This window comes from Paenibacillus sp. FSL H8-0457, from assembly GCF_038051935.1.
In the GTDB taxonomy this organism is placed as follows: Bacteria; Bacillota; Bacilli; order Paenibacillales; family Paenibacillaceae; genus Paenibacillus_AQ; species Paenibacillus_AQ lautus_A.
This window is the reverse complement of sequence record NZ_CP150293.1, coordinates 2,845,998-2,863,671: the sequence shown is the minus strand read 5'-3', so window position 1 is coordinate 2,863,671 and position 17,674 is coordinate 2,845,998. Positions and strand designations below refer to the sequence as shown.

Here is a 17,674-nt window from a genome sequence, read left to right as displayed (position 1 = left end):
TAAGCGTTCCGGTTAGGCTATGAACAACATCTCATGCATAACGCTTCGTTTTGTCAGATCAGCAAGCGGAGCCCCACCAACGTCAGGATCCCCACAATGACGGTGGCAAACAGGCTTTTCGTAAGAAATGCGGTCAGAAAAGCAGGGACAGCCGCTATCAGTTCCAGTGTATGGCCCCCCGGATCCACGCGTCCGTCACTGACGAGCAGCTCCTGCGCTAATAGCGCCGCCATGACCGCGATCGGTACATGATCCAGCCAACGGATCATCAATTCCGGAATGCGGAGCTTGCTCAGAATCATGAGCGGCAGAACCCTTGGAATCAGGGTGACGACAGCACATCCGATAATCAGTATGGCGATATGCCATCTTATTTCCATCGTTCGATCACCATCCCTGCAGTAGCCGCGACCATAATCGCAACGATGACCGCTGCGCTTCCCGGCATGATCGTACTGACCGCGATCACCGAAACGGCGGCAACCATAATCACCATGAAGTCCAGTTTATACTTCTTTCGGCTGATCCATTGCAGGGCCAGCAATCCAATAAACATGCCAGGCAATGCAAAATCAAGGCCAAACTTCTCCGGCTCCGGTATCCATGCTCCGACAAGACCTCCCGCAACGTTCGCTGCACACCAGAACAGATACGCTGTGATATTCAGTCCGACCATCCACCGATAACCCAGCCTCTTCTGCTCGGCCGCCTTGGCTGCAGCCACACCAAACGTTTCGTCGGTTAGCAGGGAACCGATGAAGAAGCTTTTTCCCGAGGACAGCCCTTTAAAATACGGTGCAATCGCTGCGCTTAACAGCAGATGCCTGGCATTTACGAAAAATATCGTGACAATAATGGATAAGACCGGGCTTGCGGCGGCTACCATCCCCGCGGCTATGAATTGTCCGGAGCCCGCATAGAGCAGCAGCGAAAGGAGCGCGATCTCGAGCAGGCTGAAACCTGCGGTACGCTCGACGACGCCTGCCGCAAAACCGATGCTCAGGTAGCCCAACAGAGTTGGAATGCAATCCTTAAATCCTTGAAGATAGGAATTGGCCTGGTTTCCCTCGATATCGGCGGGAAGCCGTTCTGACTTGGTGCTCATCTGTGTTCGATTCCTCTCTCTCCCTCTACAATTCTATTTTTCATTACTATGAATACTTCTTGCTGGCTTGTCAACGCCAGGGATCGTTTTTTTCCATACAAATAAAAAAGCGTTCCGGTCGTGCTGCTCATCTACCGAAACGCTCCTCGTTTTAGTTGGATCGCCGTGACCTAAGGCTTCAGGATGACTTTGATACAGCCATCCTTCCTCTCATTGAAAATATCATAGCCAAGGGCAGCCTTCTCCATCGGAAACCGGTGGGTAATGATATCCGAAGGATCCACCGTCCCCTCTTTCAACATTTGATACAGGCTGGGCATGTAATGAATGACCGGGGCAAGACCCATTTTTAACGTAATATTGCGTTCAAACAGCTCTCCTAGCGGAAATGCATTGTAGATAAGCCCATATACGCCCGTGAGCTGGATGGTCCCGTATTTGCGCACCATTCTCACAGCCATGCGAAAAGCTCCCAAGGAACCCCCCTGAAGCTTCAACATGCTGCCCAGCATCTCGATGCCGGTCCGTTTGGCATCCAGGCCCACGCAATCGATGACCACGTCGGCGCCGCCCTTGGTTATCTCATGGATATAGTTCTCGATCTCGGGTATCTTCTCGAAGTTGTAGGTTTCCACATGATTGGTGCGGCTGGCATGCGCCAGCCTGTAGTCCACATGGTCGATGGCGATGACCCGCTTCGCTCCTTTCAGCCATGCAAACTTCTGCGTTAACAATCCTATCGGGCCGCATCCGAGGACAATGACGACATCGCCGGGCTTAACTCCTCCGTTCTCCACGCTCCACATGGCGGTTGGCAGCGCATCGGACAGCATGAGCAGCTTCTCATCCTCCATTTCGGCATCCTCCGGGATGACAAAGGGCATGAAATTACCGTAAGGTACCCGCAGCAGTTCCGCCTGCGCGCCTTGAAAGCCGCCGTACGCGTCGCTGTATCCAAAAAAACCGCCGGTATTCTTTGCTTCGTTCGCATAATCGCATTGGCTTTCCATTTGATTCTGGCAGAAGATGCATTTGCCGCAAGACACGATAAAAGGAATGATCACCCGATCCCCCACTTTGACCTTGCTTACTTCCGGCCCTGCATCCACGACGACCCCCATCGGCTCATGGCCGATAATGTAATCATCGTTAAGATGCTTCAGCTCGCCGTTATATAAATGCAAGTCAGATCCGCAGATGGCCGTGGTGGTGACTCGAATCAAGATATCGTCGCTGTGCCGAAGAACGGCGTCTTTCATTTCCTTCACTTTGATCCGATGTCTGCCTTGATAAGTGACTGCTTTCACGCGCGCCCCCCGTTCTAAGCCTTTATTCCATAATTGTAATATTTTGGCTTTTTAATGTTCAGTGTGCGCTAATTTTGCGGGAACTAGTCTATCCAGGCAAAATAATGCGGGATCAGCCCAGCGCTTCAGGCTGGACGTCCACCTGCTGCTTTTTGGTTCTGCCGACCTTCAAGAACAATACCAGCCCTAACAGCACCAGCGCTCCGCCTGCGGCTTGCAGCGAATTCATCGACTCATTCAGCAGGAGAAAAGCCAGCAGACTCGCTCCAACCGGCTCTCCGAGAACGCTCATCGACACGGTGGAGGCAGTCGCATACTTCATCAGCCAATTGAATAACAGATGACCGAATACCGTGGGCACGACGGCCAACAAGGCGAATATCCCCCACTCGCGAGCGGAATACCCGGTCAGCGGAATCTGCATGCCCACGTTATATACCGCCAATACGGCAGCAGCTACCGCAAAAACCAGCCAGCTGTACAGGAATGACGGCAGCCTTCTGAGCAGCAGTTGTCCGAGCAGCATATGGACGGCCACCGCGGCCGTCCCCAGCAAAGACATGATATCGCCGGTCAGATGTCCCTTGCTACCGCTGAAACCGCTGCTGCCAATGAGTAGGAACACGCCGAGAAAGGCGATGGCCATACCTCCTATGGCCGCCAGCGACGTTTTCTCCTTAAACCAGATGTAGGCGCCGATCATGACGAATACCGGCTGCAGGGCCAGGATGATCGTAGAACTGGCTACGCTCGTCCACTTCAGGGAGCCCATCCATAACAAAAAGTGCAGGGCCAGCATCGCACCGGACAGAATCAGCAGAAGCACTTCGGAGCGCTTCAGCGATCGGATAACGGGCATGTACTTTCCCGCGAACGGCAGCATGATCAGAAACGTGATCACCAATCGGTACATGGCCTGAATGGAAACGGGACTGCCGGACCATTTTACGAAAATCGATGAAAAGGATATGGCTATAATCCCTATAAATAACGGGATAAAAACGGGAATCGGTGCTCGGTTCGAATTCATGATGGTTAAATGATTCACCTTTCGTGTTATATTAGAGATTGATTTCAAAATTAAACTTTCGGTAAAGGATAATCGGCATGAAAAAGAAAGACCTACGCAATCAAATGACGCCTCCTAAATTTCTGGCGATCGGTTTCGCATCGATCACACTGATCGGAACTTTTCTGCTTAAGCTCCCTATCGCTACCGCCGACGGGACTTCGACTCCGCTGGTAGATGCTCTCTTTACGGCCGTGTCTGCCATTAGCGTGACGGGATTAACCGTCGTGGATACGGGCACCCACTGGTCGATGTTTGGACAAATTGTCATGCTTATGCTGGTTCAGCTTGGCGGCTTGGGGTTTATGACCTCGGCTACCTGGATTGCATTGATGTTCAACCGCAGAATCTCGCTCCGGGAGCGCATGATCCTTCAGGAAGCGATGGGACAATACCAAATACAAGGCATCGTGGATCTCATCCGAAGAGTGCTGGTCTACACGCTGATCATAGAAGGCGCGGGCGCCTTGCTGCTGACGCTCAGGTTCTCTGCCATCATGCCTCTTTCCGATGCGGCATACTTCGGCATATTCCAGAGCATCTCCATCTTCAACAATGCAGGCTTTGATCTCTTTGGCCAAATTCACGGCCCCTTCTCAGGGTTTGCCACCTATGTAGCGGATCCTTTTGTCAATATCATTGTGATGTTCCTGATTTTCCTTGGAGGCATCGGCTTCATCGTTATCTTTGATCTCATCGAGTATCCGAAATGCAAAAAGCTTTCGCTTCATTCCAAGGTTGTCTTGACGGTGACGTCCCTGTTAATCGTGATCGGGGCCGTCATGATCTTTATCCTGGAGCACAGCAATCCCAAAACCTTGGGGCCTCTTTCGTATCCGGTAAAGATCATGGCTTCCATATTCCAATCGATCACTCCCCGTTCAGGAGGCGTCAGCACCCTGGACATTGCGAGTCTGGAGCAATCGTCCCAGTTCTTCATGATTCTCCTGATGTTCATCGGGGCAGCCCCCGGATCGACCGGAGGCGGCATCAAGGTGACTACCTTTGCCGTGCTGATCGGTGCCGTCGTCACGATGATTCAGGGAAAACGCGATGTGGTGCTCTATCGCAACCGCATCTCCCAATCCCTGGTTTACCGCTCCATCACGCTGACGATTCTATCGCTGCTGCTATTGGTAGGCGCCTCGATGTTCCTGTCCGTTACGGAATCAGGCGAATTCTTAAGGATTTTGTTCGAAGCCGTATCCGCCTTCGGCACGGCCGGGTTATCCATGGGTCTTACCACCGAGCTCTCCGGGGTTGGCAAGATTACCATTGCCATGCTCATGTTCCTCGGACGGCTGGGACCGCTAACGCTTGCGTACGCGCTTAGCCGCAAGAATAACAAGGAGCTGTACCGGCATCCCGAGGGACGAATCACAATAGGATAAGCTATCCGGCCCGCTCATTGCCGCATGTAAACAAACCGTACGCCTCGATCTAAGAGAGGTGTACGGTTTGTTTCTTAAATACGTTCTTTAGTCCGCCTCTGATTCCCCGAATTCGCTGGCATCAATGGCTGCATCCAGCAAATCGTCAAACAGCTCGTCATCGTTTTCGATCCGTTCGTCTATCTGGAGAAACTGCTCCTCGATTCCCGGCTCGCCGGCAAAGTTCAGACTGTAATCCCAATCCCGGCCGTTCTTGCTCAGGAAGGTGATCTCGTAGGATGAGGCATGTCCATCTATAGAAAATACGGTATATCCCACGAATTGATCGGCATCATCCCGCTTCATATCCGCACGCTCGATTCGGACTTGTGACACGTTTTCACGCTCCTTCGTTACGTTGTAAAGCACTCACAAGACTCAGTATATCACTTTTCTTGATCGCTGATTATGGTTTTTCTTAATACAGCTCGATCTAGTATAATATGGGGTGTTACATTATTAATTGCATTGGAGGGTTCCAAATGTCCGATTTCAATACATACCTGGACAAATATGCCGAGTTGGCCGTAAAGGTTGGAGTCAACATACAGGAAGGGCAAACGCTGGTGGTCCATGCTCCTGTCGATTCCGCCGAGTTTACCCGCTTGATCGCTAAGAAGGCATACGAAGCGGGGGCCCGCCTCGTTAAGATCCTGTGGACCGACGAAACGATAACAAGGCTTCAATTCGAAAAAGCAGCGGATGACGTGTTTACCGAAGCGCCAAAATGGTATGCCGGAGAAATGACGGAGCTGGTCGAGAACGGGGCAGCCGTTCTGCACGTGCTGGCCGAGAACCCCGATCTGCTCAGCGGCATCGATTCCGAGCGCATCGGAAACTTCTACAAGGCGCGCGGCGAAGCATTGAAGCAATACCGTGCCTATCAGCAGTCCGATAAGTTTAGCTGGTGCCTGGTCGCAGTTCCTTCGGCTGCGTGGGCCGCGAAGGTATTCCCGGATGTTCCGGAATCCGAGCAGGTCGGCAAATTGTGGGATGCGATTTTCCACACCGTACGTGTGGACCAGGAGAACCCGGTAGAGGCCTGGAACCAACATCTCGAAGTGCTTGAAGCCAAATCCTCCGTGCTGAACGCCAAGAAATATAAGAAGCTCCACTATGTTGCGCCGGGAACCGATCTTACCATCGAACTGCCGGAAGGGCACATTTGGGCACAAGGCGACAGCATCAACGAACGAGGACACTCCTTCGTGGCTAACATGCCGACTGAGGAAGTCTTTACCGCTCCTCTCAAAACAGGCGTCAATGGCACCGTACATAGTACGAAGCCATTAAGTTATGCCGGTAACATCATAAACAACTTCTCCCTTACTTTTGCAGAAGGCAAGGTGGTCAGCTTCACGGCGGAGCAAGGGTATGAGACTTTGGAGCGTCTCCTGAACATGGATGAAGGTGCACGTTACCTTGGTGAAGTGGCGCTTGTGCCGCATCAATCCCCGATCTCGGAGTCGAACATCCTGTATTACAACACGTTGTTTGACGAGAATGCCTCCAACCACCTGGCGCTCGGCAGCGCTTATGCTTTCTGTCTCGAGGGCGGCAAGGACATGAATCAGGAGCAGCTGATTCAGAGCGGCCTCAATACGAGCGTAACCCATGTCGACTTCATGATCGGCTCCGGCGACATGGATATTTACGGCGTTACGGCAGATGGCAAGGAAGAACCCGTATTCCTGAAAGGAAACTGGGCATTTTAAGAATAAGATGCAGCATAAAGCAGCTATTTCTCGCGAAGTAGCTGCTTTCTTTTAACTTTTTCGGACTTTAATTGACCCGAGGTTGATTTACAAACTTAAAAATTGTGCGATAATCTAAACAACGCTTGAAGTTGCTATGAGGCAGCATATAAGAAATGGAGGGTCTGTCATGTCCAGCTTTGAACAAAAATTGGAACGCTATGCGGAGCTAGCAGTTAAGGTCGGCGCCAACGTGCAGCCGGGACAAACGCTGGTGGTTAACGCCATGATTGATGCGGCGCCGCTGGTGCGTCTGATCGTGAAGAAAGCCTACGAAACGGGTGCCAAGCAAGTGAAAGTGAATTACAGTGACGAGATCGTGAATCGGATTCGGTACGATCTGGCGCCCGACGAAGTTTTTTTGGAACCGCCGACTTATTACGCAGAGGAAGTAACCGAACTTGCCGAACAAGGAGCCGCTTTCTTGACGATCCTCTCCTCGAACCCCGACCTGTTAAAAGGAGTCGATCCCGAGCGTATATCCAATTATCAACGTACATATGGCGCAGCCATGTCGAAATACCGGCAATACCAGCAGGCCGACAAAATGAGCTGGACCGGCATAGCGTACGCTTCCCCCGATTGGGCCGCCAAGGTGTTTCCTGACGTTCCTGCAGGCCAGCAGGTGGACAAAATGTGGGACGCGATTTTCCACGCGGTTCGCGCGGACCTGGAAGATCCTATTGGGGCGTGGGAAGAGCATATCCATACCCTTCAACGCAAATCGGATGAACTCAATGCCAAGAAATATCACAAGCTCCGGTTCACTTCACCTGGAACGGATCTGACAATCGAGCTGCCGGAGGGTCATATATGGGCCCAGGCGGGCAGCCACAACGAAAAAGGCGAGCGCTTCGTTGCCAACATCCCGACGGAGGAAGTATTCACCGCTCCTCTCAAAACCGGCGTCAACGGCACCGTACGCAGCACGAAGCCTTTGAGTTACGGCGGCAACATCATCGACAATTTCTCGATTGCGTTCGAGAACGGGCGTATCGTCGAATTTTCCGCCGAACAAGGCCAGGACACTTTAACCCGACTGATCTCCATGGACGAAGGGTCGCATTATCTGGGCGAGGTGGCTCTTGTCCCCCACCGCTCCCCGATCTCGGAAAGCGGCATCCTGTATTACAACACGCTGTTTGATGAAAATGCCTCCTGTCACCTGGCCATCGGGAGCGCATATGCCTTCAACCTTGAAGGCGGCAAGACCATGACGTCCGAACAGCTCCAGGCAAGCGGCCTGAACACCAGCATTACCCACGTCGACTTCATGATGGGCTCCAAGGACCTTCAGATTACGGGAATCACGCATGATGGCAAGGAAGAGCCAGTCTTCATCGATGGTAACTGGGCATAATCGCCGTTTTTCCCGTTACCTTGACTAGCAACCCAACATTCGATTAAGAACGATCGACAGGGCAGCCTGATTCTCAGAGGCTGTCCTGTTTTTATCTGGTCCATCCCCGCCCTTTCTCTTGCCGAGTCAATCCCAGATTCGATTAATACCCATTGATGGCCGAGCATATGATGAAGAGATGGGCGCAGCTCATTGGCTTGCCGATAATAGAGGCGAAAAAGCGGGCCCCATACCATGAATTCCATAGGATAAGCCGGGATGCCTACGGTCTCCAGAGTCGGCTGTTACTAGAATTTGTAGGGCTTTTTTACCCGATATGTTGTAAAATGATGAGAGAAATAGGATGGTTACACCAGAGAGGGGATTATCGCGTGTCCAACCGATTACAGCTCCTCCTTGCAGCAGATTTCGCTGATCTGAGCGAACCTATTCAGGAAGAAATCTATTATGAATTTTATGACCTCGTTTATGGGCAAATACTGTATGTCGTACGGGATCATGCTGCTGTTGAGGATATCATTCAGGAGTCCTTTATCAAAGTGATCACAAGCAAGCCGAAGTTCGAAACGGAAAGCAAGATGCGGGGCTGGCTCCGTGTCGTCGCCAAAAACTCAACCATGAATTATTTAAGAAAAAATAAAAAATACCGTAACCAAGTGGATGTCGATAGTGTTTTTATTAATGAAGAGGACGTGGTAGTTTCTTCCACGAACGTCGAACACCAGGTGGAATCGAATTTGCTGGAGGAATCGATCGGGCAGTACCTCGACCAATTGAAGCCTGAATACAAGCTATTGATTGAGTATCGTTGGAAGCACAGCCTGACCTACAGGGAAATCGCGGAGCTGCTGAATACTCGCGAAGAGATCGTGAAGCAGCGTTTGTTCCGGGCCAGGGAATCCGTTAAGAAAATGCTGTATAGAGAGTGGGGTGAATTGGATGAGCAACGAAAAATACGATGATTGGTTTGACGAGGCCTTTGATGAAGCCTTTGATCGTGCAGCTTCACGTTCCTCACTCCCTACGGACAACGAATCCAAGCGACAATCCTGGCAGCAAGTCAAGCTGCAGGTCGAGAAACTTAACAATCGGAAACAGCGACGCCGCAGATTTCAGTTGGCCGGTATTATTGCAGCTTCCATGGCATTCGGGGCATTCGTGTTCTCCCAGCCTACCGTCACGCAGGCCGTATCGCCAATCTATCAGCAAATCGTGGATTGGGGCAATGGCATTACGGGCCAGATATTCGGCAAGAAAGAGCCCGTCGATCCCAGCAAGGCCCTTACTGCGCCTCCGCCGGATATAAGCCCTGCGCCAGATAACGCCGATCAAGTACCGCCCGCTGAATTGGTGGAAACCGAAGACGTTCCCTTTACGGATCCTAACGAATCCTTAATCGAATCGCAAAAGCGCGTATTATTCAAGATCCCTGAAATCGGCTATATTCCGCCAGGCTTTGAGTTCTATGAGGCGACGGGAATCGCGGAAAGCGAGAGCGCGCCGATCCTGGATCTTCATCTTCACTACAAGAATGCGGATGAAAAGGTATTCTACATCGATTTAATCGACATGACGGCAGAACGGTCCATCGGCCTTGGAGGAAAGGTTACCGAAACGCTGAAGCTGAAATCCGGAGCCGTAGCCTACCTGACTGAAACCAACCTCCGCTTTTTGCATGACAATGACAAAATATTGGTGAATATTAGCGGATTGTTTTCTCGAGAAGAATTCATTAAAATCGCCAACAGCATACACTAAAACCATGCCTGCACACACAAAGAAGGACACTTGCATAAAGTGTCCTTCTTTGTTATAACTTATTGAAATTACTGTTCTACTAATATCGAGTTCGTATAATAAGTGCCTTCCTCATATGTACCGTTCTCATTAATCCAATGAATGGTTTTGCCACGGTAATAGTAGCCTGCCTGAACGTTGAAATTTTTGGTGCCGCTAAGCGAAAGCTTGTTGGTTCCGTTCTCATATGCACTGCCAGCATCCACCCAAGCCGACCCTGTCCAGCGCTGTAGAACATAATTAATGCCGATGCTATCTACAGCTTGTCCAGCGCCGGTAAATCCGTTGATGCTCACTTGGGTACCGCTTGCCTTACTAATCGTAGAATAGTAGTTGATCAAATATTTATTCGCTAAGAGGCTGATGGAAGAATTCAAATTCATTTCAACCGGAGGCGGAGTCGTCAAAGCACCGGGTGCAATGTCTGCAGCGGAGTCCGCGTAAGCCCCTCCTGCCAGGGATAAACTTAACAAAACACTGACTGCAAGTGCTGAAGCTATACGTTTTGGACTGCGTACTTTCGACATAATATCACCTTTCTTTCAATATGATAGGAACATCCATATTTTAACACGTCGTGTTAGCGTAAAAGTTTCTATTTTTTCACGGTTTGATATAATTTTTGAAACTTTTCTGCAAATAAAAAGAAGCAGCGACATAAAATGTCGCCGCTTCTTCTAATATCCAGTTTACGCGCCCGCTTCTTCCTGTATCAGCTGCTGCTCTTGCCTGATCAGGCGTATCCGGGAGATGCGTTTATTCTCCGTCTCCTCAATCACAAAGCGACAGTCTTCGTATATAACAGACTGGCCTTTGTGCGGAAGCAGCACCTCAAGGCGCGCAGACAGCCATCCACCGATGGTATCGTAATCTTCTGTATCCACATTCAGACCAAATTGGTCATTGATTTCATCGATCAGCATCAATCCATCAATGGAGTATTCATCCTCCCCCACCTTTTCAATGCCAGGACGCTCTTCGTCAAACTCGTCTTGAATTTCACCGACGATTTCTTCCATAATATCCTCCAGGGTCACGAGTCCCGAGGTCCCGCCGTATTCATCGATAAGAATGGCGATTTGCGTCTTGCTCCGCTGCATTCTTCGCAGCAGTTCGCTGATCTTGATTGACTCAGGAACAGCAATGATCGGGCGAATCAGGGAAAGCTGGTCGCCAACGAAGCCGCGCATCAGATCTTTAATGTGAATAAAGCCAATGATATGATCCTTGTCTTCGTCGCAGATCGGATAACGGGTTCGCATGCCCTCGCTTGCAATCTTCAGATTTTCTTCCAATGAAAGATTGTTGTATAAGCAGATCATTTCTGTACGGGGGATCATGATCTCCCTTGCCGTTGTATCGGCAAATTCAAAAATGTTGTCTACCAGTGTCATTTCCGTGCTATCCATCAAACCGCTCTCGCTGCTCTCTTTCATCATATCCCGCAGTTCTTCCTCGGTATGAACATTGCGTTCAACCACCGGCTTCATCCGGAATATGCGAAGAACGTTATTGGAAAGCCCATTGGCAAACCAGATAAACGGGAACATGATGGTGTAAAATACCCGCAGCGGGCCTGCGGACAGCAGCGTGATTTGTTCCGCCTTGCGTACGGCCACCGTCTTAGGCGCTAATGCACCGAATACGATATGCATGAGTGCGATCAAGATGAAGGCTAATACCAAGGACACCGCATGAACGGCTGTGTTGCTCCATCCTATTCCGTTGAACCAAGGCGAAATCATGGCGGAAATCGTTCTCTCGCCGATCCAGCCAAGGCCGATGGACACGATGGTAATGCCAAACTGGCAAGCGGATATATATCCGTCCAGGTTCTTCAGTATGTTCTGCGCAAATTGTGCACGTCTATGTCCTTCTTCAACCAAAGCGTCAATCCGGCTGCTCTTCACTTTAACAAAAGCCAATTCAGCCGATACAAAAAATCCGTTTAATAGGACGAGAATCAATACCAAGGTTAAACTTATCAAACTCGGTAAGGGGTCACTCAATCGATCTCCTACCCGCCATACAGCATGCTATGACGAATAGGAACACCTCCTTCGGTTATTAAAAATGTGTGGTGCCATCAAGCATAACAGCGTGTTCGGACTACGCATCAACTTCCCAATGGTCTCATCTCCTTGTCTTATTCCGACTTATTCAAGCTATATAAGTAATTATATAGTACTACGATACACAGTCAAACGTTGTCTTATGACATTAATCATCGTTGTTATGAGCTTTAATTTGATTCTCAGCCGTTAACACTCGTTTTCCGATGAATTGAACGATTCTATGAATAAACATTCATAATGTTAAAATAATACTATCTAGCCGCGCGCAGTGGCGTTAAAAAAACGCATGCCGTTGAATATGCTGCCAAAGTCCAAAAGAAATAACCTCCGTTTCACATCGGTGTAAACGAAGGTTATTGGGGCATTCGCAAAAATAGATTTATCTTGCCGTTGGTGGCGGATTGCCGATCACGCCAGGATATTGGTAATTGAGCGGCTCGTCAAACACGACATAGTCCAGGTTCACCATCAGCAGGATGATCCGGCGCCCTGTCGTCCGTTCGCTGATGACGATATGATCGCGACCGGCGGCTTCGATAATGCCCGTGAACACCTTGGCATTCCATTGCGAATTGTTTTCATACGTCATGTAAAACGTTGCCTGCTTCCCAAGGTTCAATCGAAGGATATTCTCCACGTAAGATTGTTCGAATTGCGGCGGTGCCGGAACAACGGTGCCTCCCGGCGTCATTGGGCTTCCGCTGGGCACCTGCGGTGGAACGTTTGCCGTATAACCAGCGGTCCCGCGGTTCGGCACTCCCGGATAACGGACTCCATTCATGAAGTTCACAGGCGGCACACCTTGATTGTACATAAGTAATTTCCTCCTTTAATTTATAACTCCCGCCTAAGCGGTTGTATAACATGAATCAAAAAACGGACGGGCAATCGGCATATGTCGGGGTGAAGAAGCAGTGTGCCTTGAATCGGCCTGTGTTCTGCTGATTGTACCAAGTTGCCGGGCAGTCCCCTGCCGGGCGGAAAAACCATAGCGCGTTGCTAGCCGGCCATATGCGTTCCCCATTAATGACCCTTTGGGCTAGCTGACGATCCCGATCCCTGGCCCGTTGATAAAAATAGCCTTTCTGTGTTGCTTCAAAACCACCCGGGCTCTGAAATACCATATCGTTCATGTTGCGGATGTTTCGAAAATCCAGGCAGTTACCCAGTATCCGGTTCACCCCGACATTCCCTACCATGAGCATGCCCTGCTCACCTTCGCCTTCTGCCTCTGCGCGGATCAATCTTGCCAGAAGATCCACATCATTCGAATTCGCTTTGATGACTGCCACAGAGTTCCCCTCGCTTCCTTAAGATCACTTTGTATCGTATGTGCATTCGCCCAGAAATGTGCCTAGATACGAAAAAAAAGTTCCTTACCGCGTCCATCGCGGTAAAGAACTTTGGTCTCCTGCTATCATGCCTTACTTCGCTTTAGGATTGTTGTATACATAACGGAACGTATACTCCCCCGAGCCTGCTTGAATCACAACACCCGCTTGGCCATCAACCGCCGAATGGATCCCCTTCGCTTTATTTAGAGGGATCGTGCTGCCTTCCTTAACGTTTGTAACGTCAAAAACACCCGGCAGGCAAATTTCAGCAGTCGTATTAGGCGGAATGCACACTTCCAGCTGAAACTCGCCATCATCTTCCATCCGCCAGCATGACCGGACGGTTCCATACATCGTATCGATTTTGCCTTCCGCCCATATCAGGCCTTCGCCCGGTACAGGCGCAAACCGGATATGTTTATAACCCGGCGCATCCTCCACGGTCTGTATGCCGGCAACCGAACGATACAGCCATTCGCCGATGGCTCCGTATGCATAATGATTGAATGAATTCATGTCGCGGCTCCAGAAGCTGCCGTCTTCCTTGATGCCGTCCCAATGCTCCCATATCGTCGTGGCGCCTTTCGTCACCGGATACAGCCATGAAGGATAGTCCTGCTGCAGCAGCAGCTTATACGCCGCATCGTGCATGCCGTGCCGGCTTAACACATGATTAATATAAGGCGTGCCCACAAAACCGGTCGTTAAATGAAACCGGCTCTCCTCCAGCAATGCATAAAGACGATCCGCCGCGCGTTTTTCCGCCGCCTCATCCAGCAGCCCGAACATAAGCGCAAGCACGTGCGCGGTCTGCGTCGACGCCGCAAGCCTTCCGGACGGGGTCACGAATTCGTTACGGAATGCAGCGACAACCTTTTCTTTAAGCTCGGCATACAGGGCAGCATCTTGTTCTCGTCCCAATACGACCGCGGTTTTCCTAAGCAGTTCCACCGAATAACCATAAAACGCCGAAGCGATAAAGTCCCGTTCCGTAGCACCCACATAGTCCCCGGATTTCGCATCCAGTCCCAGCCAATCGCCGAAATGGAAGCCGGTATTCCACAGATATTCATGCTCCCCTTGAGCTTGAATGTAGGAGACCCAGCGCTTCATGCTCTCATATTGACGCTCCAATATCCGTCGATCGCCAAAATTGACGTACACCGTCCACGGGCAAATGACCGCTGCATCTCCCCATGCGGCCGAAGCATAGGCTTCATCGCCGAGCACATGCGGAACAACGAACGGAACTGCTCCGTCATCGCGCTGTTCCGCGGCCAGGTCCGACAGCCATTTCGTGAAGAAAGGCGCCACGTTGGCAAGATAGGCCGCCGTCCCGATGAACATCTGCGCATCGCCGGTCCAGCCAAGCCGCTCGTCACGCTGCGGGCAATCCGTGGGCACGTCGAGGAAATTCCCCTTCAGTCCCCATCGAATGTTGCTCTGCAATTGATTCACCATGGGATCCGAACATTGAAAAGTTCCGGTTTCTTCGAAATCCGAATGGAGCACGACCGCTTCGAAATGCCGGAGGTCCAGCTGCTCTTCCGTGAAACCGTCTAAACGCACATATCGGAAGCCTTGGAACGTAAAATGAGGTTCATGGATTTCGTTCCCGCCGCCTTTTAACGTGTATTGAATCGTTTGTTTAGCGGTTCGGAGATTCTCCGTATAAAAGTTACCTTCGGCATCCAGGATTTCCGCATGCTGCAGCGTCACCGTTGTGCCCTCCGCACCGGACACGCTAAAACGGACCCAGCCTACCAAATTCTGCCCGAAGTCGATGACGGTTTCACCTTTGGGCGTGGTCAGACATTCCACGGGCCGCACCGTTTGAACGGCTCTCACGGGCTCGTTGATCTGGGGCTTCAGCTTGTCGTAACCTTGGTCGATCGTTTCCACGCCATGCCAATCAACGGAGTTATAACCTGCCGAACTGAAGCCGTCCAGTTCGAGGCGCGCATCATAGGTTTCGCCATGGTATAGCTCCGACATGGTGATCGGGCCTTTGGCCGACTGCCAGCTTGAATCGGTTGCCATCACTTCTTCGCTGCCGTCAGCATACGTGATATGCAGCTCCAGCAGAAGCGCTAATCGATCTCCATAAATCGCGTGCCGATCCTCCCAGCCCAGCTGTCCCTTGTACCAACCGTTACCGAGCCAAGCGCCGATCGCGTTTTGGCCAGATTTCAACATCTCGGTTACGTCATAGGTCTGCGTCTGAATCGTATGATCGTAACTCGTCCAGCCTGGCGTGAAATAACAGTCTCCCACTCTCTGTCCGTTAAGCTCAAGTTCATAAAGGCCCAGCGCCGTAACATATATTCTTGCTTTCGTAATGGGCGACTTTAAGCTGAAGCTCTTGCGGAGGAGCGGGAGGTGACCGGCTTCAACAGGCAGCAAGGATCGTGGTGCAGATATCCATTGTCCGACCCATGGCTCCCCTTCCAGTTTTCCTGTCTCCCAGTAGGCCGTGTCGGACCATTCCGTCAATTCCCCGGCTTGGTTCCAGGCACGCACGCGATAGAAATAGCGCTTACATGATGTTACGCTCAGCCCCGTTAATTCCACGTGAACCGACTGCGACGAGGCTGTTTTCCCTGATGTCCAGCAGGGCTTGGCAAATTCCTTCTCGTTGGAAACCTCAATCTCATAAGCGGTTTGGCTGACGGCTCTTTCGTCCGAGGCCAACCTCCAACTGATGCGCGGCTTTCGCTCTCCGATACCTATCGGTTGATGAAGATATTCGCATCGTACATCCGTTACGCTGAACATGCTCATTCCTCCGTTCACTTCAAGAAGGCTGCTTCAACAATCCGTTTGAATTAGCCGCTTGGCTTGATATACGCTTTCATTTCTGTCCCTGTTTCAACTATTATTATAAGTGAACCTACAAGCAAGATGATGGGGATAACGGACAATTTAATGTGGTAAAACGGACATCCATCCTCGATCAATGAAAAGGAGCAAACAGGATGAAACGACCGATGGAAACCTATTACGGAGATTATTTTTTCCGGGACGACACCCTGATGTATGTAAATCGTAACGCGGAGAATTTTACGGGGTCTTACCATAACCATGATTTTCTGGAAATTGCGTATATCGCTGAGGGAGAAGGCTTCCATCACATGGAGAACTCGGTGCAGCGGGTTCGCAAAGGACATATGTTTTATATACCGCTCGGAATGCCTCACGTATTTCGGCCTACCTCTTCCAACGGGAAGCCGCTCATCGTGAACAATTGCATATTCTCCGTTAAACTTCTGCCGAAACTGATTGCCTTTGCCTCCGATTCGAGGACAGCCTCCTTATTGAAACAGATGGAAGACGGCACGCTTGGGTACCGCGCCATTACGGATCGGCATGACCGTTTCGAGAAGCTGTTCGTCTCCCTCTATGAACAATATGCCATGCAAATCAGCGGCTCAGCCGTCTATTTGCATACGCTGCTGCTACAGCTGATCATTGAGTTCAGCCGGGCCATCGAGCATTCGCAGCCTATCACCTCGGAGCCTTCGCATCCCTCTTTTCATGATGTCCTTCAATACGTGGAGGGACAATACATGCATGAGCTCACGCTGACGCGTCTTGCGCAGATCAGCGGCTTCAGCGAACGCCATCTTCAGCGATTGTTCCGCAGATATACCGGCCAGAGCTGGCATCATTATCTGCAGACCGTACGCATTCGAATGAGCCGCGAGCTGCTGCGAACCACGACAGACAAAATCAGTATGATCGCCGAAAAGGTCGGTTACAAGGACATGCATTCCTTCAACTCGGTATTCAAGCGAAGCACGGGACTCACGCCGGGGCAATATCGCTCCGAAACGCAGCATCATGGTTAAATGACCGGATTCTCCAGCAAATAATAAAAGCATGATGATCCTTATATAACTCGGATATCATGCTTTTGTACATGCACGATTATTCGCTGACCCTTATCTGATATCCTGGATGCTATCACGTTCCTATTACCCCAGCTCTTTCTCAAGAAGCACTTCATCCTCCCGCTTATAACCTGATTTCTCATATGCCCCGATGGCTTGGTGATTATCATGACCCGTAAGCACCTTAACCGTCCTCACCCCGCGCGCGAACAATTGTTCCTCCAGAAAAACGAGCAGCATTCCTGCCAGCCCCTGCCTTCTTGCCCGCTCCTGAATGTACATTTCCGTTATCTCGCCGACAAGCTCCCCGTAACAAAAGGACTTAAATGATTGGGCGCAGGCAAATCCAACAGGATCATCACCTAAATAAGCGATGGCCACGATCTCATCCGCTTGTTCCAAACTATATTTAATTTCCTCCAGCGGCATCCTAACCCCATTAAACTCCTCGTTTAATCGGTCCAGTACGGATGCATCCGTAGGAGATGCTAAGCGAATAAATTTCACTTTTTCCATATCATATTTCCCCCCAGTTCAAGATTTGGTCCATGTT

At 50.6% G+C, this 17,674-nt stretch carries 17 protein-coding genes; 6 read left to right on the top strand and 11 right to left on the bottom strand.

What is annotated here, in order from left to right; translation table 11 throughout:
- Positions 1-53 precede the first annotated feature (53 nt).
- From MHI43_RS12810 to MHI43_RS12795, 4 genes are all read right to left on the bottom strand, one after another.
- Complete coding sequence (locus MHI43_RS12810) at positions 54-380, bottom strand: AzlD domain-containing protein (protein WP_009589408.1); 327 nt, start codon at positions 378-380, stop codon at positions 54-56.
- A complete protein-coding gene (locus tag MHI43_RS12805) occupies positions 371-1,105 on the bottom strand; it encodes an AzlC family ABC transporter permease (RefSeq protein WP_015734767.1) in 735 nt (244 codons plus the stop codon). Before MHI43_RS12805 ends, MHI43_RS12810 begins: the two co-directional genes overlap by 10 nt.
- A 170-nt stretch (positions 1,106-1,275) precedes the next feature.
- Entirely contained in the window at positions 1,276-2,412 is a 1,137-nt protein-coding gene (locus tag MHI43_RS12800) for a zinc-dependent alcohol dehydrogenase (protein WP_036665299.1), read from the bottom strand.
- A 112-nt stretch (positions 2,413-2,524) separates the two neighbouring features.
- Positions 2,525-3,442, bottom strand: a complete 918-nt coding sequence (locus MHI43_RS12795) for a DMT family transporter (protein WP_015734764.1) — start codon at positions 3,440-3,442, stop codon at positions 2,525-2,527.
- Positions 3,443-3,519: 77 nt separating this feature from the next.
- Between MHI43_RS12795 and MHI43_RS12790 the strand changes: the two genes are divergently transcribed.
- Positions 3,520-4,872, top strand: a complete 1,353-nt coding sequence (locus tag MHI43_RS12790; protein WP_036665301.1) for a TrkH family potassium uptake protein — start codon at positions 3,520-3,522, stop codon at positions 4,870-4,872.
- An 87-nt stretch (positions 4,873-4,959) separates the two neighbouring features.
- Here MHI43_RS12790 and MHI43_RS12785 read toward each other — a convergent pair whose 3' ends face one another.
- Positions 4,960-5,247, bottom strand: coding sequence for a hypothetical protein (locus MHI43_RS12785; RefSeq protein WP_009589418.1), 288 nt, complete (start codon positions 5,245-5,247; stop codon positions 4,960-4,962).
- A 146-nt stretch (positions 5,248-5,393) separates the two neighbouring features.
- Here MHI43_RS12785 and MHI43_RS12780 point away from each other — a divergent pair, with 146 nt between their 5' ends.
- The 4 genes from MHI43_RS12780 to MHI43_RS12765 all read left to right on the top strand — a co-directional run bounded on the left by MHI43_RS12780 (position 5,394) and on the right by MHI43_RS12765 (position 9,783).
- Positions 5,394-6,626, top strand: coding sequence for an aminopeptidase (locus tag MHI43_RS12780; protein ID WP_036665303.1), 1,233 nt, complete (start codon positions 5,394-5,396; stop codon positions 6,624-6,626).
- Between the two features lie 169 nt (positions 6,627-6,795).
- Positions 6,796-8,025: an aminopeptidase gene (locus MHI43_RS12775; RefSeq protein ID WP_036665305.1), complete on the top strand. Its 1,230-nt coding sequence runs from the start codon at positions 6,796-6,798 to the stop codon at positions 8,023-8,025.
- Between the two features lie 371 nt (positions 8,026-8,396).
- Entirely contained in the window at positions 8,397-8,987 is a 591-nt protein-coding gene (locus MHI43_RS12770; RefSeq protein ID WP_036665307.1) for a sigma-70 family RNA polymerase sigma factor, read from the top strand.
- A complete protein-coding gene (locus MHI43_RS12765; protein WP_036665309.1) occupies positions 8,965-9,783 on the top strand; it encodes a DUF4367 domain-containing protein in 819 nt (272 codons plus the stop codon). Before MHI43_RS12770 ends, MHI43_RS12765 begins: the two co-directional genes overlap by 23 nt.
- Positions 9,784-9,851: 68 nt before the next feature.
- On the opposite strand, the gene MHI43_RS12760 is transcribed toward MHI43_RS12765, so the two are convergent.
- The 5 genes from MHI43_RS12760 to MHI43_RS12740 form a co-directional block, all read right to left on the bottom strand.
- Positions 9,852-10,295 carry a hypothetical protein gene (locus tag MHI43_RS12760; protein ID WP_235201883.1) on the bottom strand — a complete coding sequence of 148 codons (444 nt, stop codon included), beginning with the start codon at positions 10,293-10,295 and terminating at the stop codon, positions 9,852-9,854.
- A 216-nt stretch (positions 10,296-10,511) separates the two neighbouring features.
- The gene (locus tag MHI43_RS12755) at positions 10,512-11,831 is read right to left on the bottom strand and encodes a hemolysin family protein (protein WP_036665312.1); all 1,320 of its coding nucleotides are present in this window, start codon (positions 11,829-11,831) and stop codon (positions 10,512-10,514) included.
- A 445-nt stretch (positions 11,832-12,276) separates the two neighbouring features.
- The gene (gene gerQ, locus MHI43_RS12750; RefSeq protein ID WP_009589474.1) at positions 12,277-12,711 is read right to left on the bottom strand and encodes a spore coat protein GerQ; all 435 of its coding nucleotides are present in this window, start codon (positions 12,709-12,711) and stop codon (positions 12,277-12,279) included.
- Positions 12,712-12,766: 55 nt separating this feature from the next.
- Entirely contained in the window at positions 12,767-13,189 is a 423-nt protein-coding gene (locus tag MHI43_RS12745; protein WP_009589484.1) for a cell wall hydrolase, read from the bottom strand.
- 132 nt (positions 13,190-13,321) lie between these two features.
- Complete coding sequence (locus MHI43_RS12740; RefSeq protein ID WP_036665314.1) at positions 13,322-16,006, bottom strand: glycoside hydrolase family 78 protein; 2,685 nt, start codon at positions 16,004-16,006, stop codon at positions 13,322-13,324.
- A 200-nt stretch (positions 16,007-16,206) separates the two neighbouring features.
- On the opposite strand from MHI43_RS12740, the gene MHI43_RS12735 reads away from it, so the two are divergent.
- The gene (locus MHI43_RS12735; RefSeq protein ID WP_015734755.1) at positions 16,207-17,079 is read left to right on the top strand and encodes an AraC family transcriptional regulator; all 873 of its coding nucleotides are present in this window, start codon (positions 16,207-16,209) and stop codon (positions 17,077-17,079) included.
- A gap of 126 nt (positions 17,080-17,205) precedes the next feature.
- On the opposite strand, the gene MHI43_RS12730 is transcribed toward MHI43_RS12735, so the two are convergent.
- Positions 17,206-17,637: a GNAT family N-acetyltransferase gene (locus tag MHI43_RS12730; protein WP_036665318.1), complete on the bottom strand. Its 432-nt coding sequence runs from the start codon at positions 17,635-17,637 to the stop codon at positions 17,206-17,208.
- Positions 17,638-17,674: the final 37 nt, after the last annotated feature.

What these genes read in the sequence shown, in the direction of transcription:
- MHI43_RS12810 (WP_009589408.1), bottom strand. Translation starts at nt 380, where the DNA reads ATGGAAATAAGATGGCATATCGCCATACTGATTATCGGATGTGCTGTC.
- MHI43_RS12805 (WP_015734767.1), bottom strand. Translation starts at nt 1,105, where the DNA reads ATGAGCACCAAGTCAGAACGGCTTCCCGCCGATATCGAGGGAAACCAG.
- MHI43_RS12795 (WP_015734764.1), bottom strand. Translation starts at nt 3,442, where the DNA reads ATGAATTCGAACCGAGCACCGATTCCCGTTTTTATCCCGTTATTTATA.
- MHI43_RS12790 (WP_036665301.1), top strand. Translation starts at nt 3,520, where the DNA reads ATGAAAAAGAAAGACCTACGCAATCAAATGACGCCTCCTAAATTTCTG.
- MHI43_RS12780 (WP_036665303.1), top strand. Translation starts at nt 5,394, where the DNA reads ATGTCCGATTTCAATACATACCTGGACAAATATGCCGAGTTGGCCGTA.
- MHI43_RS12775 (WP_036665305.1), top strand. Translation starts at nt 6,796, where the DNA reads ATGTCCAGCTTTGAACAAAAATTGGAACGCTATGCGGAGCTAGCAGTT.
- MHI43_RS12765 (WP_036665309.1), top strand. Translation starts at nt 8,965, where the DNA reads ATGAGCAACGAAAAATACGATGATTGGTTTGACGAGGCCTTTGATGAA.
- gerQ (WP_009589474.1), bottom strand. Translation starts at nt 12,711, where the DNA reads ATGTACAATCAAGGTGTGCCGCCTGTGAACTTCATGAATGGAGTCCGT.
- MHI43_RS12740 (WP_036665314.1), bottom strand. Translation starts at nt 16,006, where the DNA reads ATGTTCAGCGTAACGGATGTACGATGCGAATATCTTCATCAACCGATA.
- MHI43_RS12735 (WP_015734755.1), top strand. Translation starts at nt 16,207, where the DNA reads ATGAAACGACCGATGGAAACCTATTACGGAGATTATTTTTTCCGGGAC.
- MHI43_RS12730 (WP_036665318.1), bottom strand. Translation starts at nt 17,637, where the DNA reads ATGGAAAAAGTGAAATTTATTCGCTTAGCATCTCCTACGGATGCATCC.